The 14,015-nt window shown below is 43.8% G+C and carries 13 protein-coding genes; 9 read left to right on the top strand and 4 right to left on the bottom strand.

What is annotated here, in order from left to right:
• Window position 1 precedes the first annotated feature (1 nt).
• From EXT48_RS01500 to EXT48_RS01515, 4 genes are read left to right on the top strand one after another with little or no spacing between them, the layout of a single operon-like run.
• Entirely contained in the window at window positions 2-2,689 is a 2,688-nt protein-coding gene (locus EXT48_RS01500) for a methyl-accepting chemotaxis protein (protein WP_039490864.1), read from the top strand.
• A 52-nt stretch (window positions 2,690-2,741) separates the two neighbouring features.
• Window positions 2,742-3,572 carry a protein-glutamate O-methyltransferase CheR gene (locus EXT48_RS01505; protein WP_017219455.1) on the top strand — a complete coding sequence of 277 codons (831 nt, stop codon included), beginning with the start codon at window positions 2,742-2,744 and terminating at the stop codon, window positions 3,570-3,572.
• Entirely contained in the window at window positions 3,559-4,173 is a 615-nt protein-coding gene (gene cheD / locus EXT48_RS01510) for a chemoreceptor glutamine deamidase CheD (protein WP_039490868.1), read from the top strand. Before EXT48_RS01505 ends, cheD begins: the two co-directional genes overlap by 14 nt.
• A gap of 9 nt (window positions 4,174-4,182) precedes the next feature.
• Window positions 4,183-5,211 (top strand): chemotaxis response regulator protein-glutamate methylesterase, encoded by a 1,029-nt coding sequence (locus EXT48_RS01515; protein WP_039490870.1) that lies wholly within the window; start codon window positions 4,183-4,185, stop codon window positions 5,209-5,211.
• Between the two features lie 33 nt (window positions 5,212-5,244).
• Here EXT48_RS01515 and EXT48_RS01520 read toward each other — a convergent pair whose 3' ends face one another.
• Complete coding sequence (locus EXT48_RS01520) at window positions 5,245-6,288, bottom strand: polysaccharide deacetylase family protein (RefSeq protein ID WP_130163394.1); 1,044 nt, start codon at window positions 6,286-6,288, stop codon at window positions 5,245-5,247.
• 27 nt (window positions 6,289-6,315) lie between these two features.
• Here EXT48_RS01520 and EXT48_RS01525 point away from each other — a divergent pair, with 27 nt between their 5' ends.
• On the top strand, window positions 6,316-7,584 hold the full coding sequence (locus EXT48_RS01525) for an MATE family efflux transporter (RefSeq protein ID WP_130163395.1): 1,269 nt from the start codon (window positions 6,316-6,318) through the stop codon (window positions 7,582-7,584).
• A gap of 10 nt (window positions 7,585-7,594) precedes the next feature.
• Here EXT48_RS01525 and EXT48_RS01530 read toward each other — a convergent pair whose 3' ends face one another.
• Both EXT48_RS01530 and nfuA read right to left on the bottom strand, forming a co-directional pair.
• On the bottom strand, window positions 7,595-7,873 hold the full coding sequence (locus EXT48_RS01530) for a hypothetical protein (protein WP_130163396.1): 279 nt from the start codon (window positions 7,871-7,873) through the stop codon (window positions 7,595-7,597).
• Window positions 7,873-8,448 (bottom strand): Fe-S biogenesis protein NfuA, encoded by a 576-nt coding sequence (gene nfuA, locus EXT48_RS01535; RefSeq protein ID WP_010378467.1) that lies wholly within the window; start codon window positions 8,446-8,448, stop codon window positions 7,873-7,875. The genes EXT48_RS01530 and nfuA overlap by 1 nt, the downstream gene beginning before the upstream one ends.
• A 145-nt stretch (window positions 8,449-8,593) precedes the next feature.
• Here nfuA and EXT48_RS01540 point away from each other — a divergent pair, with 145 nt between their 5' ends.
• Window positions 8,594-11,116: a M14 metallopeptidase family protein gene (locus EXT48_RS01540; RefSeq protein WP_130163397.1), complete on the top strand. Its 2,523-nt coding sequence runs from the start codon at window positions 8,594-8,596 to the stop codon at window positions 11,114-11,116.
• An 85-nt stretch (window positions 11,117-11,201) separates the two neighbouring features.
• Here EXT48_RS01540 and EXT48_RS01545 read toward each other — a convergent pair whose 3' ends face one another.
• The gene (locus tag EXT48_RS01545; RefSeq protein WP_130163398.1) at window positions 11,202-11,873 is read right to left on the bottom strand and encodes a ComF family protein; all 672 of its coding nucleotides are present in this window, start codon (window positions 11,871-11,873) and stop codon (window positions 11,202-11,204) included.
• Between the two features lie 57 nt (window positions 11,874-11,930).
• On the opposite strand from EXT48_RS01545, the gene bioH reads away from it, so the two are divergent.
• From bioH to EXT48_RS01560, 3 genes are all read left to right on the top strand, one after another.
• Entirely contained in the window at window positions 11,931-12,662 is a 732-nt protein-coding gene (gene bioH / locus EXT48_RS01550; protein WP_130163399.1) for a pimeloyl-ACP methyl ester esterase BioH, read from the top strand.
• A 104-nt stretch (window positions 12,663-12,766) separates the two neighbouring features.
• Window positions 12,767-13,075, top strand: coding sequence for a hypothetical protein (locus tag EXT48_RS01555; protein WP_010378475.1), 309 nt, complete (start codon window positions 12,767-12,769; stop codon window positions 13,073-13,075).
• The gene (locus EXT48_RS01560; protein WP_130163400.1) at window positions 13,075-13,959 is read left to right on the top strand and encodes a putative metalloprotease CJM1_0395 family protein; all 885 of its coding nucleotides are present in this window, start codon (window positions 13,075-13,077) and stop codon (window positions 13,957-13,959) included. The genes EXT48_RS01555 and EXT48_RS01560 overlap by 1 nt, the downstream gene beginning before the upstream one ends.
• The last annotated feature ends 56 nt before the right edge of the window (window positions 13,960-14,015 follow it).

The following is a 14,015-nucleotide window of genomic DNA, read 5'->3' on the forward strand; positions in this document are numbered from 1 at the left end:
CATGAGCGATCAAGCATTAGCAAGTCAACTCAACAATAGAGTTCTGATTGCGGGTGCCATAATATTTGTGGGCTTGGCAATTAGTGTTCAAATGTTGAATATTAATATGTCTACACAAGCCTATGTGGCGATGGTTATAGCAGCTGTCAGTGTGGTGCTGGCAATTTTACTACTTAAGCAAAGCGCAAACATTCTGCTTTCTAAGTTACAGGATGTTGAGGAAATTGTTCCCGCGATAGAGAGTAAAGATGTTAGCTTACTCAATGCGAGTAATGCATCACGCCAATCATCTTTATACAAAGCGGTTGCTAATTTATTAAATGGTGACGCAGTAGATGGTCAAGACCATAGCCATAGTTTGTTGCTAGCTTTAAAGGTCTGTCAGGCCAATGTTATGCTTGCAGATGCCTCTCTCAACATTGTGTATTTGAACGATTCAGTAACCAGTATGCTGCGTAAAAATCAGGCTAAGTTACAGCAAGAGTTACCTGGTTTTAATGTTGATAGCTTGATTGGTGCCAACATTGATACGTTCCATAAAAACCCTAGCCATCAGAGAGGCATACTCGCTAATTTGACCCGTCCATATGTCACACAAATCAAAGTGGCAGGTTTGACCTTTGATCTTATTGCCACGCCTGTTTTCGATGATGAAGGACAAAGGATCGCGACTTTAGTTGAGTGGAAAGACCTTACAAGAGAATTAGCGTTAGAGAAAAAGCAGGCGGATTTGGCGAGCCACAATGCTCGTATATCGAGCGCGCTGGACGTTTGTCAGGCAAACGTAATGCTAGCGGACGAAGGGTTGAATATTATTTATGTTAATGATTCGGTTGTGCGAATGCTGAGAGACAATCAAACGCAGCTTAGAAAATCATTACCGAACTTTGATGTGGATACACTTGTAGGGCAATGTATTGATGTATTTCATGCAAACCCCAGCCATCAAAGAAACCTGCTTGAGAAACTGAGCGATGTATACAGCACAGATATCAAAGTCGCTGGCTTCACCTTTGGTTTAATTGCGACCCCTGTGTTTGATGATGAGAAAAAGCGGATTGGTACTGTCGTTGAGTGGGACGACAAAACAGAGCGTTTAGTTCGTGAAGAGGAAGAAAAAACTGCCGCAGCTGAAAACTTGCGCGTCCGAAGAGCATTAGACAACGTTTCAACGAATACGATGATAGCAAATGAGCAGTTTGAGATCGTTTACTTGAATCGTGCAGTGAAAGATATGATGAGAAATGCTGAGAGTGATTTAAGGCGTGACCTGCCTAATTTTGATAGTAACCATCTTTTGGGGGCGAATATTGATGTATTCCACCGTAACCCAAGTCACCAACGCAGTATGCTCTCTCGGCTTGAAACCGAGTATAAAACGGAAATTGTTGTCGGCGGAAGAACCTTTGGCCTAGTCGCGAATCCGATATTTGATGGTAATAACGAACGCGTGGGCACCGTTGTCGAATGGGAAGATAGAACCAAAGAAGTCACGATCGAGAAAGAGGTGAATGGCCTAGTTCAGTCGGCTAATGCCGGTAATCTTAGTGTTCGTTTATCAGAAGATGGGAAAGATGGCTTCTACTTACGACTAACCAAAGGGTTAAATAGTTTAGTGTCTACAGTTGATGAAACGGTTACAGATATGGGGGACATGTTAGACGCCTTAGCAACTGGTAATTTAACCAGACGTATTGAAGGCGATTATCGTGGGGCTTATGAAAAGCTGAAAAAAGACGCAAATACTACAGCTGAGAAGTTAACTGAGGTGTTAGGTCGGATCCGTACTTCTGCAAATTTAGTTGCCAGTGGTGCTGATGAAATTTCCCAGGGTAACGCGGATTTGAGTCAGCGAACCGAAGAGCAAGCCTCCTCACTAGAAGAAACTGCTTCTAGCATGGAAGAAATGACGAGCACAGTTAGACAAAATGCAGATAACGCGAAAGTAGCTAATGAGTTGGCCGAAGATACTTGTGACAAGGCGACCAAAGGCGGCGAAGTAGTCACACGCGCAGTTGAAAGCATGTCTGAAATTAATGATTCAAGTAAGAAAATTGCTGACATTATAGGTGTTATTGATGAAATCGCTTTCCAGACAAACCTTTTGGCATTAAACGCAGCCGTTGAAGCTGCTCGGGCCGGAGAGCAAGGTCGAGGCTTTGCTGTGGTTGCTGGTGAAGTGCGCAATCTCGCTCAGCGTTCTGCAGCAGCAGCGAAAGAGATTAAAGATCTAATCAGAGATAGTGTAAGTAAAGTCGAAGATGGCACGTTACTGGTTAATGAATCTGGTGAAACACTAAAAGAAATAGTTGAGTCAGTTAAGCGAGTAACGAACATGATTTCCGACATTGCCGAAGCTTCTATTGAGCAGAGTTCAGGTATTGAGCAGGTTAATAAAGCAGTGTCACAAATGGATGAAATGACGCAGCAAAATGCTGCCTTAGTTGAAGAAGCATCGGCCGCTGGGGAGTCGATGGCTGAGCAAGCAAATGATATGAGAAGATTATTAAACTTCTTCACACTTGATGAATCTTCACATCGTAGTTTAGAAATATCTGAGTCACCGAAGAACTATAAGGCGCCAGAAAAACAATTACCAAAACGGACAATGAACTCCAATAAGCCTCCCCAGCAAAACACGAGAAGTAATCAGTTTGCAGATGACTCGGAAGAGTGGGAAGAGTTTTAGGGTTAGGTAATAGATCAATTCCTTAGTGGGGGTTGGCTGAAGGAATACGACGATGCGAGAGTTTCTGTTGACCGATAAGGATTTTTCCGAAATTTCGGCTCGGGTCTATGACACATGCGGCATAGTACTCGGGCCGCATAAAAGGGAAATGGTTTATTCCAGGTTGGCAAGACGCATAAGAGCCAACGGGCTAAATTCATTTGAGGCGTATTTATCTTTTTTGGAAGAAAATCAAGATGTTGAGTTTAGTCATTTTATTAATGCAATAACAACTAACTTAACTTCTTTCTTTCGAGAAAATCATCACTTCGAGTTCTTAACGAAAAGAATAGTTCCTGAAATTATTGCCCGACACAAACACGACAGAAGAGTTCGGATCTGGTCTGCTGGATGCTCGACAGGTGAAGAACCTTATAGTATTGCGATGACCATTGCGAATGCTTTCCCAAATGGTTGGGATGTCAAAGTGCTGGCAACAGATTTAGATTCCAACGTTTTGGGCAAAGCGAGTCTCGGAGAATATACGGCAAACAACGTCACGGGTTTAGATGAAGATAAGCTCAAAAAATGGTTTCTTAGAAGTGCTGATGGAGCAATGTATAAAGTGAAGCCTAAATTGCAATCTTTCATCCATTTTAAACGACTTAATCTTCTAGAACCATGGCCAATGAAAGGACCCTTTGATGTTATTTTCTGTCGTAATGTTTTGATTTATTTTGATAAAGAAACCAAAGATAAACTATTTGAGCAATATCATGACATGTTAGTTCCCAATGGTTACTTACTTATCGGGCACTCCGAAACGATGGGAAAAGAGCACCTAGAATTTAAAAATCTAGGTAAAACCATTTATCAAAAAGGCCAGTTGAATGAGAGAGTTTAGACCCGTTCTCAGAGGCTTCGAGCATGTAAAACGCTTTTGGGATTCAGGGCGTGCCAAAGTCGTCGCAAAAGTACTTCCGGGGGAATTTTATGTATCCAAGCAGGACGAATTGATTTCGACTGTACTAGGTTCCTGTATTGCCGCCTGTGTATATGACGAGAAGCTGGGGATTGGTGGCATGAATCACTTTATGTTACCCGGAGCGAAGGCACTAAAAGAAGTACATGCGGATGACCTAAATTGTCGTTATGGTAACTGGGCGATGGAGTATCTGATAAATGAAGTACTCAAAAATGGGGCGTCTAGAAGCAATTTAAAAATCAAACTTTTTGGCGGTGGAAAAATTATTAGCGCAATGACAGATATTGGGGAAGGGAACATCAGGTTTGCTCAAGCCTATGTGGAAGAGGAAAGTTTGAATTTAATTTCACAAGATGTAGGCGGCCCCTGGCCAAGAAAAGTTATCTTTCATCCTCAAAGTGGCAAAGCGCAAGTGAAAAAGTTACGAACCATGCACAATAACACAATTGAACAACGTGAAGTGCGTTACTTACATGACATTGAGGCTCAAGACAATAAAACGGATATTGAGCTATTTTAGGTGTGAAATATGATCAAAGTTCTGATTGTTGACGACTCGCCGTTAATTCGTGGGTTGTTAAAAGAAATTTTAGGTCAGGCGGATGGTATTAAAGTCGTTGGCACCGCGGAAGACCCTTATGAAGCTAGAGAGCTTATTAAGTCTACTTCACCAGACGTATTAACTTTGGATATAGAAATGCCAAAAATGAATGGCATTAATTTTCTTAAAAATTTAATGCGCTTAAGGCCTATGCCTGTTGTGATGATCTCTACGTTGACCCAAGAGGGATCTCCCGCCACGATAGAAGCACTAGAGTTAGGTGCCGTTGATTTTATTTCTAAGCCCACCAGCAATGTTGCTGATACCTTAATGTCTTATTCCGATTTACTGGTTAAGAAGATTAGAGTAGCGGCCGGTGCAAGAGTGAGGGCTTTTAAAGCACCAAAACAGGAAAGCGAATTAGAAATTGGCCGTAATTATACATTTTCGCGTAATACTATTTTAGCCATAGGCGCCTCAACTGGAGGAACTGAAGCTATCAGAGAGGTGCTTATGCGATTACCAACACACGCGCCTCCTGTTGTTATCACACAACATATCCCACCAGTTTTCAGTACCTCATTCGCACAAAGAATGGATCGCACCTGTGCGGTATCAGTCAAAGAAGCGGAAGAGGGAGATGTTTTATTACCAGGTCATGTATTCATAGCACCGGGAGACAAACATCTTAAGGTGGCACACACAGCAACCGGATATGTCTGCCGATTAGATGATACTGAGCCTGTTAATCGTCATAAACCTTCCGTTGAAGTGTTATTTAACTCCCTTGTGCCAATGGGTAAGCATGTTTGTGCTGCTATGCTCACGGGAATGGGCAGTGATGGAGCAAAAGCAATGCTAGCTTTGAAAGCTGCAGGTGCTAAAACATTTGCACAAGATGAACTTAGCTGTGTGGTATGGGGAATGCCTAGAGCTGCGTACGAGCTTGGTGCAGTGCAAAGCCTAGTACCTTTGAGTAAAGTGACTGAAACCATGCTGAGCGCGGTTAAAAAGTAAGGATAGGAGCTAATTTGCTCCTACCCAAAGCTGTTATTTTTCAATAACCCAAGGTTGTGAAAACCAATAATATCGTCCTGTGTCTTTGATTGAAGGTGCAGTACAGTTATATCGTGACCGTCCTATGGATAGTGCTTTCGGGGTTTGGATACGTACGCTGGTTTCTGATAGCCACGTCAGCTCAGCTTGCCCAACACCTGAAACGTAGCATGCAAATTGACTCTGATGAAAATCCTTATTGTTAAAATGCAACGTGATTGCTGGGGTTTTATTGTTCGTGACGCTATCAAGGTACTCTAATTTTTGTAGAGAGAACGCTTTGGTCTCGAGCTTAGTTTTTAATGTTTCTAAGTTGCTGTAGTTTCCCGATGCGGGAAAGCGAGCGATACGTGTAAAATCTGAAGAAATACCAACCGCACCAGAGTGTTGCCCAATACCAATAAGTCCAAGCTCTGCTACTAGCTTTTGTAATTCATGATTAAATTCGCCATACGGGTATGCGAGGTAGGGGTAATCGTGGCCAATCTCTTCTTTAATTCGCTGCTGTGACCATCTGATATCGTGCTCAACACGCGCACGCCACTGCGCCGCTGTTTCATCTTTTAGTTTGAGGTGGAGGTAATCGTGCTTAGCACTATGATTTGCGATAATAGCTCCACGTTTTGCTAATGCTCTCAGTTCATCCCACGTCATGACATAGCTTTTCTTTTCGTCAATAAGTTGAGGGTTGACGAAAATAGTATAGGGAAAGCCAAAAGATTCCAGGATCGGGGCCGCCGCAGTGATATTGTTTTCATAGCCATCATCAAAGGTGATAGCTAACGTTTTTTCTGGTAGAGACTTACCGGACTTCAGGCTATCTAACAAATGTGGTAAAGGTATCACCGAAAAACCATGTTCTTTAATGTGGTTAAGATGAGATTTAAAGGTTTCTTCACTCACGCTGGTGACCGCTGGGAGTTTCTCACTCACGTGATGATACTGTAAGATAACCGCACTCCAACTATTTGCTGAGAATAGGGCCAAACCAAAAATAATATGTTGTATCAATTTCTTAAATGCCATAAAGCGCAACATCTGAGCCTCTTACTACTTGCAGGTCCGATGATACTATCAAATATTACGGTGCCACTGTTAGGATTAGTCGATACGGCAGTAATTGGTCATATGGGGGATGCGCATTTTTTGGCTGGGATTGCGCTTGGCTCTAGCGCTATCTCGGTACTATTTTGGCTTGCAAGTTTTCTGCGAATGAGTACAACAGGAGTGATCGCTCAATCAAGCGGCCAGCAAGACCATGACAAGCTAACACGTTCACTATATACCAGTATGCTCATTGCGTTGCTCTTCGCCATGAGTTTGATTGTGTTATCTCCTATGCTGATCCAAGTTATTGCTCAGCTTTCAAATGCTTCTAGTGAAGTATTTGAGCAAGCAAAATTATATTTTCAGATCCGTGTATTTAGTGCGCCTGCAGCAATGTTAGATCTTGTGTTGCTGGGCTTTATGCTTGGGATGCATTACGGACGAGGACCATTCTATCTGGTGTTGTTCACAAACATAGTGAATATAGCTTTGGACATTTTATTTGTTGTCGGATTTGAGTGGGGAGTCGCAGGCGCAGCTTGGGCTTCACTGATTGCAGACTATTCGGCATTAGGCTTATCCTTGTTTTTGAGCGCATTGGTCGCAAGGCGTCACGGTATTGCATTGAAGTTCACTCTACCAAAGCGCGCCGAGTGGCTCAGTTTACTCACCTTGAATCGTGATATTTTTATTCGTTCCTTGATTTTACAACTCTGCTTTAGTTTCATGACTTTCTATGGCGCAAGGCTTGGTGAAATCACGCTAGCGGCTAACGCCGTATTGCTGAATTTTTTGATGTTAGTCAGCTTTGCGATGGACGGTATTGCTTATGCTGCGGAGGCAAAAGTCGGCAGAGCAAAAGGACAAGGCTCGTTGGGGCAATTGCAATTATGGGTAAAAGTAAGCCTGTTTTGGGGGGCTGCATTTGCGCTTTTATACAGCGCTATTTTTTATCTAGCTGGTGGCTGGATCATTAGCTTATTAACCAATATCCCCGAAGTGATAACATTGGCAGGTACTTACTTACCTTGGTTGGTGCTATTACCTTTGATTGCCATGAGTTGCTTTTTGTTTGACGGTATCTTTGTTGGGCTTACTCGTGCTAAAGAAATGCGAAATAGCATGCTAGTTTCTGCGGTATTCGGTTTCTTCTTGCCATTTTTGATTGCCTTGCCACTCGGTAATCATGCGCTCTGGCTTGCGATGAGTTGTTTTATGGGGTTGCGTGGATTGACCTTGGCATATAAATATCACCAGCTCACTCGAGAGGTCGCTTTACTCGAATAATGGGGCTGCGTTAAGCAAATGGGTCGTTATCTTTTAGAGTTTGGCGGCGTTTTTCTCTAGCTTCGATAACTTGAGAAAAGCGATTAGCAAAAATACCAATATAACCGTAAAAGGCACAGCATAAACCAGGAAGCAAAAGCACTAAACCAGCGATTTGAAAGCGATGATCTTGATAGTAACCCAGTGCGATAAAAGCGCCCGCTAGTAACACAATAACAAGGCCAGAAAGGAAGAATTTGAGACTTCGCTTAGGGTGAGACCCTAAGCGATAAATGAGGGTTTTGCTCATTAATAGTAAGAATGTTCGCCACGCGCGTGTTCCGTGATGTCACGTACGCCGTTGATTTCTTCAAACTTAGCGATCATCTCTTTTTCGATGCCTTCTTTTAATGTGACATCAATCATTGAGCAGCCGTTACAACCACCGCCGAATTGAAGTACAGCAATACCATCTGCGGTAATTTCTACTAGGCTAACTTGACCACCGTGATTGGCCAGTTGTGGATTTACTTCTGTCACAAGCATGTGCTCTACGCGCTCAGCAAGGCTCGCATCGTCACGTAATCGTTTAGCTTTGGCATTTGGTGCCTTAAGCGTCAACTGACTCCCCATTTTATCGGTAACGAAGTCGATATCGGCTTCTTCTAAAAATGGTGCGCTTTCTTCATCAACGATGGCTTCAAAACCATTAAACGGTAAGCGGATATCGCTTTGTTCAACGGCATCTGCTGGGCAATATGACACGCCACACTCAGCTTGAGAGGTGCCTGGATTAACCACGAAAACTCTAATATTAGTGCCTTCAGCCTGATCGGCTAATAGTTTCGCGAAATGGCTTTGGGCAGAATCTGAAATATGGATCATAATTCGCTCTATACTTGACTAAATTACTCGGTTAATACGTATCATACTCTCCTCGTCGTGTTGTCGCTAGTGTTCGGCGTAAAAATTTGGCAATCGGCGGTACGCTTGTTAGCTTGAAAAGTAATCGGAATTAAAGGACATTATCATGCGGTTAATAAGCTGTATTATCGTGCTGTTGAGCTTTAGCTTGCAGGCCAAGCCCATTGCCTATTATTTTGGCGATGAAGTAAAATTTGATCCCACAATAACTACGCCAAAACAAGCATTTGGATATGAAGTTGGGCAGTGGCATTTGCGCCACGATCAAATCGTTAATTATCTACATACCCTTGCAAGTGAGAGTCCAAGACTGAGTGTCGAAACAATAGGATTTAGCCATGAGCGACGTCCTTTGTTACTCCTAAAGGCGAGCTCGCCACAAAACCAACAAAACTTGGCACGTATTCAGCAAGATCATATTGCTTCATTGAGCAGTAGCCAAAACCGTTCAGACCAGCCTGTTGTGATGTGGATGGGCTATAGCGTGCACGGTAATGAGTCTTCAGGAAGCAATGCTGCGGTACTCATGGCATATTATTTAGCTGCGGCGCAGGGCGAGTCTGTTACGCAGCTCCTTGATAATGCGGTGATATTGTTAGATCCAGCTTTGAACCCTGATGGCTTATCACGTTTTGCTACATGGGCAAACGCCAATAAGAGCATGTCTCTATCAACCGATCCTGCACATCGTGAGCATAATGAATCTTGGCCTTCTAGCCGCACTAACCATTATTGGTTTGACCTCAATCGTGATTGGTTACTACTACAGCATCCTGAGTCAAAAGCACGGATCAAAGCGTTCCACCGTTGGAAACCTAACGTACTGACCGATTTTCATGAAATGGGACCAAATAGTACGTATTTTTTCCAACCAGGGATCCCATCAAGGACTCACCCAATTACCCCATTACAAAACGTAGCGCTAACCAACGAGATTGGTAAGTTTCATGCCAAAGCTCTTGATGCGCAAGGGGAGTTATATTTTACTCAAGAGAGTTTTGATGACTTTTATTATGGCAAAGGTTCTACGTACCCCGACGTAAATGGTGCGGTTGGCATTTTATTCGAACAAGCGAGTAGTAGAGGGCATGCACAAGAAACTCAGTATGGCGTGTTGAGTTTTCCTGAAACGATTAAAAATCAGGTCACGACGAGTCTCTCGACATTTCAAGCCAGCACGACGCATCGACGCGCTTTACTTGATTATCAGCAGCAGTTTTATCAACAAGTGAACGAGCTTGCGAGTAAAGATGAAATCAACGGTTACGTTGTTGCTCGCGGCAAAGATAACTACCGTTTTCAAGCGTTTGTGGATTTATTGAAGCAGCATCAGATTGAGGTGAAATACCTCTCAAAAGCCAAAGAGGTTGATAACACCGAATATCAGCAAGGGGATTTATACATTCCACTAGCCCAGCCGCAATATCGCTTGATAAAAGCACTATTTAGCACACAGACACATTTTAAGGACAACACGTTCTATGATGTTTCAGGTTGGACGATGCCGTATGCTTATGATTTAGATTTTGCCGCAGTAAAAAGTGGCTGGGGTTTAAAGCTTCAAAGTGAATCGAGCACTGACTCAAATCTATTGGCTCCCGTTACAGGAAGTTATGCCTACACCATAGAGTGGCATCATTACCTGGCGCCACAATTAGCAAATCGCCTCTTACAGGCTGGAGTGAAAGTAGCAGCTGCAATGTCACCATTTTCAGCATCAACCACCTCAGGCTCTCATGACTTTCAGGCCGGGACACTGGTGATAGCAAGTGGTATTCAGCAGCAAGCGGACTGGTTTACTCAGCTTGAAACAATCGCCAGAGAGCTTTCACTTCCAGTATATAGTGTGACTACAGGCATGACCCAAAGTGGCGTCGATTTTGGGTCAAGACAAATGCTGCAGCTGCAAAAGCCAGAAGTCCTCATCATAGGTGGTGCGGGTGTAAGTCAATATGAAGCGGGTGAGCTTTGGTATCATTTGGATAGGCATTTAAAACTAGCCCCGTCGATTGTGGAAAAGCAGCATATCGAGAAACTCGATCTTACACGCTATACCCACATTTTATTGGCTGATGGTAAATATGGAGATTTAAGTGACAAGAGCAAAGCCAAGCTCTTGAGTTGGGTTGCTAAAGGCGGTGTGATTTGGGGGCAAAAGCGTGGTGCGCAGTGGCTAATCGAACAGCAGCTACTAGACGCTGAAATGGTTTCAAGCAAAGAAATGCGAGCCCAGTTTGACAGCAAAAATCTTACCTTTGCAGATCGAGATAGCCTTTCGGCAAAACAGCGGATTGCCGGCGCAATTTTTGATGCGCGTTTGGATTTAAGCCATCCTTTGTCTTTTGGCTTTGAGAACCGGGAATTGTCCGTCTTTAAAAATAGCACTTGGGTGATGCATCGTAGTAACAAGCCATTTATCGAGTCGTTGACGTATACTAAAAAGCCTTTATTGGCAGGGTATGCTGATAATATTAACGTTGAACAGATCGCAGGTTCTTCTGTCTTGATTGCGTCAAAGTCTGGACGTGGAGTGGCTGTAGGAATGACTGACAACCCGGTATTTCGTGGCTTTTGGTTCGGTTCTAGCCGACTGCTAAATAACGCGTTGTTCTTTGCACACGGCATATAAGGTCCAGAACAGCTTATCTGTGCTGTAAGATTTTTAGCGATTTGATTGATATCTATTGTCGTAATATCAAGCAAATAATACGCTTTTAAGCGTCGAATGGTGTGAGGCTGATAGCCATCGCCCACACCATTTTCGCCCCGTTTTGTTTACACACTTTTGCCGCTGCATTCATGGTCGCGCCCGTTGTGATCACATCTTCAAGTAATACGATATTTTTCCCCTCAACAGATTGGTTGAGCGCAAAGGCATTGTTTAAATTACGTTTTCGTTTAGCCTTGGTCAGCTCAGATTGCGGCTTGGTGTGCTTTGTTCTTTTCAGTATTGTCTGGGTGAGTGGTAGCCCTTGCCAAATTTGCTCAACTTGATTGTAACCTCGTCGGATTAACCGTCTTCGGTGTAGTGGCATACAACAAACAAGGTCTACGGGGAAAGTATCCTCTTCACTGAAGCGCTGCCATAGTGTTTGAGCCAGCAGGTTCAAGGCACATTGATAGGCTTTGCTGTGGTTAAACTTTACTCCTTGCAACCATGTGTTTATAGGCGTGCGGTACCAACTCGCTACGGTTAACCCATCGCAGTCTTCAAGGCTAACCATGCGTTGAATATTGGGGTAATTAAGTAGATTAATCTCTTGATCCATAAAGTCTAAGCAGGCGTGTAAGCAGTGTGGACAAAGCAAGGCTTCTGTTGTGCGTTGTTCACAACATACACAAGGCTGACACCACTTTTTAGGTAATAACCGATTAAGTTGGATCATTGCTTTCCATACCGGGTTAGCTATCATGGCGTCAAGTTTGGTATAGAGAACAGATAAATGCAAAATGAAGTTGTGCTGCTCCATGGTTGGGGGATGAACAAAGCGGTGTGGCAGTTATGCGAGGAAGCCTTAGCACCTACAACAGCAATTAAAGCGGTCAATCTTCCTGGATTTGGTGGTACACCAAGCGCCGAGGGTGATTATTCTCTTGAGTGTAACGCTTTACTTATTGCTGAGCAGCTGATGCCACAAAGCGTGCTGATAGGCTGGTCTTTGGGGGGGTTATTTGCATTGTATTTAGCTGCTCATTTTCCAGACAAAGTTAGCAAGGTTATTTTGGTCGCTTCAACGCCATTTTTTTGTGAGCAAACTGATTGGCCCGGAATAGCCCCTAAAGTGCTAAACAACTTTGAGACTCAACTGCAAACCAATAGCGCAAAAACGATAGAAAGGTTTTTAGCTATTCAAGCGATGGGCAGTGAACATGCCAGAGAAGACATCAAACAACTCAAAGCGCTACTAGGCACACTGCCGGAAGCGGAGGCGAAAGCACTAGCTGGTGGACTGGAGATATTGAAATCGCAGGACTTACGTGATGAATTTTCACGGCTGCAACTCCCCATAATAGGCATATTCGGCCGTTTAGATTCTCTTGTTCCACAAGCGGCTGTAGAGAAAATGCAGGTACTCAATCCAAATTTTAAGGCTCATACGCTTGCAAAGGCCTCTCATGCGCCTTTTACCTCTCATAAAGAAGCCTTTTTATCACTCCTTAAATCAATTGTTTAGATATTTGGAATAATAAAACGGCAAAAAATTGCCGCTTTTACTTTTCTTTGTTGATATTTTGCGCAATAATTAGTCAGTAAGAAAAGGTTTATCTAGGTGCGAATATGCCAATAGGTGATGTGTTAAATAATGGAATCGACGGTTATAACCGCGCTGCTCAGGGGATTGCCCAAGCAAGTGCTGATATTAACCGCGCTGCCATCGATCAACAAAGTGATTCTGAACGTGCATCTGGGCGGCAGTTGCAGGGTGCCAGCGCCGGTGAAGCTGTGACGGCTCCTGTGAGCGAAACCCCAAGCTTGACCGAATCCGTGGTAGCCTTAAAAGTTGAAGAGTTTAACGCGAAAGCCAATGTGCAAACTATTCGCACTGCAGATGAAGTGCTAGGTACGTTGATTGATATTAAAGTGTAATGAACATAGTAACGCCACCACCGGCGATGAATTTAAACACTGCCAACGTGTACACCGAAACGGTTGTACGCGATAATCAGCTGCGTGAAGCGATCCCAAAACCTGCACCAACTAATCCCTCATTTACTGAAAACCGCAACCTTTCAGATTCTGAAAAAGGCCGCTCTTCTAATGTAGACGATGCAAAAGTTTACGGTTCTGATGGTAAAACAGAGCAAAGCAAAGCCATTCAAGGCAAAGAGCAAGGTGAAAAAGGCGAAGGCCAAGAAAAAGAAAAGAATGAACAAGAGCAGCAACAAACCGAGCAAGATGAGCAGGTCGTTCAAGAATTAAAATCTCGAGATAGAGAAGTAAGATTACATGAGCAGGCTCATGCCAGAGTAGGCGGGCAATATGCCGGATCACCGAGTTATGAATATCAGCGCGGTCCTGATGGCAATAACTACGCTATTGGTGGCGAGGTGATGATCGACGTTGCGCCGCTTGAAGGTGACCCGCAGGGCACGATTGAAAAAATGCAAACGGTGAGAGCGGCAGCGTTAGCACCAGCAGAACCATCTGGCGCTGACAGGGCCATCGCAGCAGATGCGACTCAAAAACTCTCGGCGGCGCAGGCTGAGTTGGCAAAAGCTTCTATCAGTGGTGAAGAGCAAAGTGATAGCAAGCGGGTGCAAAACATTCAAACTCGCCGCTTGAGTGGTGAGCAGGCAAAAGCAGAGAGTGAAGAAGAGCAAGCCAAGCTTAAGCAGGGTGCAGATCCTTACGCTGTTGCGATGCCAATTGAAGCTGATCCTGAAATCCAAGCAAGATCGCTCAGGATCTCAAATTTTTATCAACATGTAGCGATGCCTAATCAACCCGCATCGCTATCAGTGCAAATTTAACCGTAGGTATTGGCCTTCTCCTCCGCGGGTCATTGCAGTGAAAACGAGTTAAAACC

The organism is Pseudoalteromonas sp. CO348, assembly GCF_004208845.1.
Lineage (GTDB): Bacteria > Pseudomonadota > Gammaproteobacteria > Enterobacterales > Alteromonadaceae > Pseudoalteromonas > Pseudoalteromonas maricaloris.

Bases quoted from the DNA above. Each gene is read 5' to 3' on its own strand.
- bioH (WP_130163399.1), top strand. From the start codon at position 11,931: ATGCAAAATGAAGTTGTGCTGCTCCATGGTTGGGGGATGAACAAAGCG.
- EXT48_RS01545 (WP_130163398.1), bottom strand. From the start codon at position 11,873: ATGATCCAACTTAATCGGTTATTACCTAAAAAGTGGTGTCAGCCTTGT.
- EXT48_RS01555 (WP_010378475.1), top strand. From the start codon at position 12,767: ATGCCAATAGGTGATGTGTTAAATAATGGAATCGACGGTTATAACCGC.
- EXT48_RS01560 (WP_130163400.1), top strand. From the start codon at position 13,075: ATGAACATAGTAACGCCACCACCGGCGATGAATTTAAACACTGCCAAC.
- EXT48_RS01525 (WP_130163395.1), top strand. From the start codon at position 6,316: ATGATACTATCAAATATTACGGTGCCACTGTTAGGATTAGTCGATACG.
- EXT48_RS01540 (WP_130163397.1), top strand. From the start codon at position 8,594: ATGCGGTTAATAAGCTGTATTATCGTGCTGTTGAGCTTTAGCTTGCAG.
- nfuA (WP_010378467.1), bottom strand. From the start codon at position 8,448: ATGATCCATATTTCAGATTCTGCCCAAAGCCATTTCGCGAAACTATTA.
- EXT48_RS01505 (WP_017219455.1), top strand. From the start codon at position 2,742: ATGCGAGAGTTTCTGTTGACCGATAAGGATTTTTCCGAAATTTCGGCT.
- EXT48_RS01515 (WP_039490870.1), top strand. From the start codon at position 4,183: ATGATCAAAGTTCTGATTGTTGACGACTCGCCGTTAATTCGTGGGTTG.
- EXT48_RS01530 (WP_130163396.1), bottom strand. From the start codon at position 7,873: ATGAGCAAAACCCTCATTTATCGCTTAGGGTCTCACCCTAAGCGAAGT.
- EXT48_RS01520 (WP_130163394.1), bottom strand. From the start codon at position 6,288: ATGTTGCGCTTTATGGCATTTAAGAAATTGATACAACATATTATTTTT.
- cheD (WP_039490868.1), top strand. From the start codon at position 3,559: ATGAGAGAGTTTAGACCCGTTCTCAGAGGCTTCGAGCATGTAAAACGC.
- EXT48_RS01500 (WP_039490864.1), top strand. From the start codon at position 2: ATGAGCGATCAAGCATTAGCAAGTCAACTCAACAATAGAGTTCTGATT.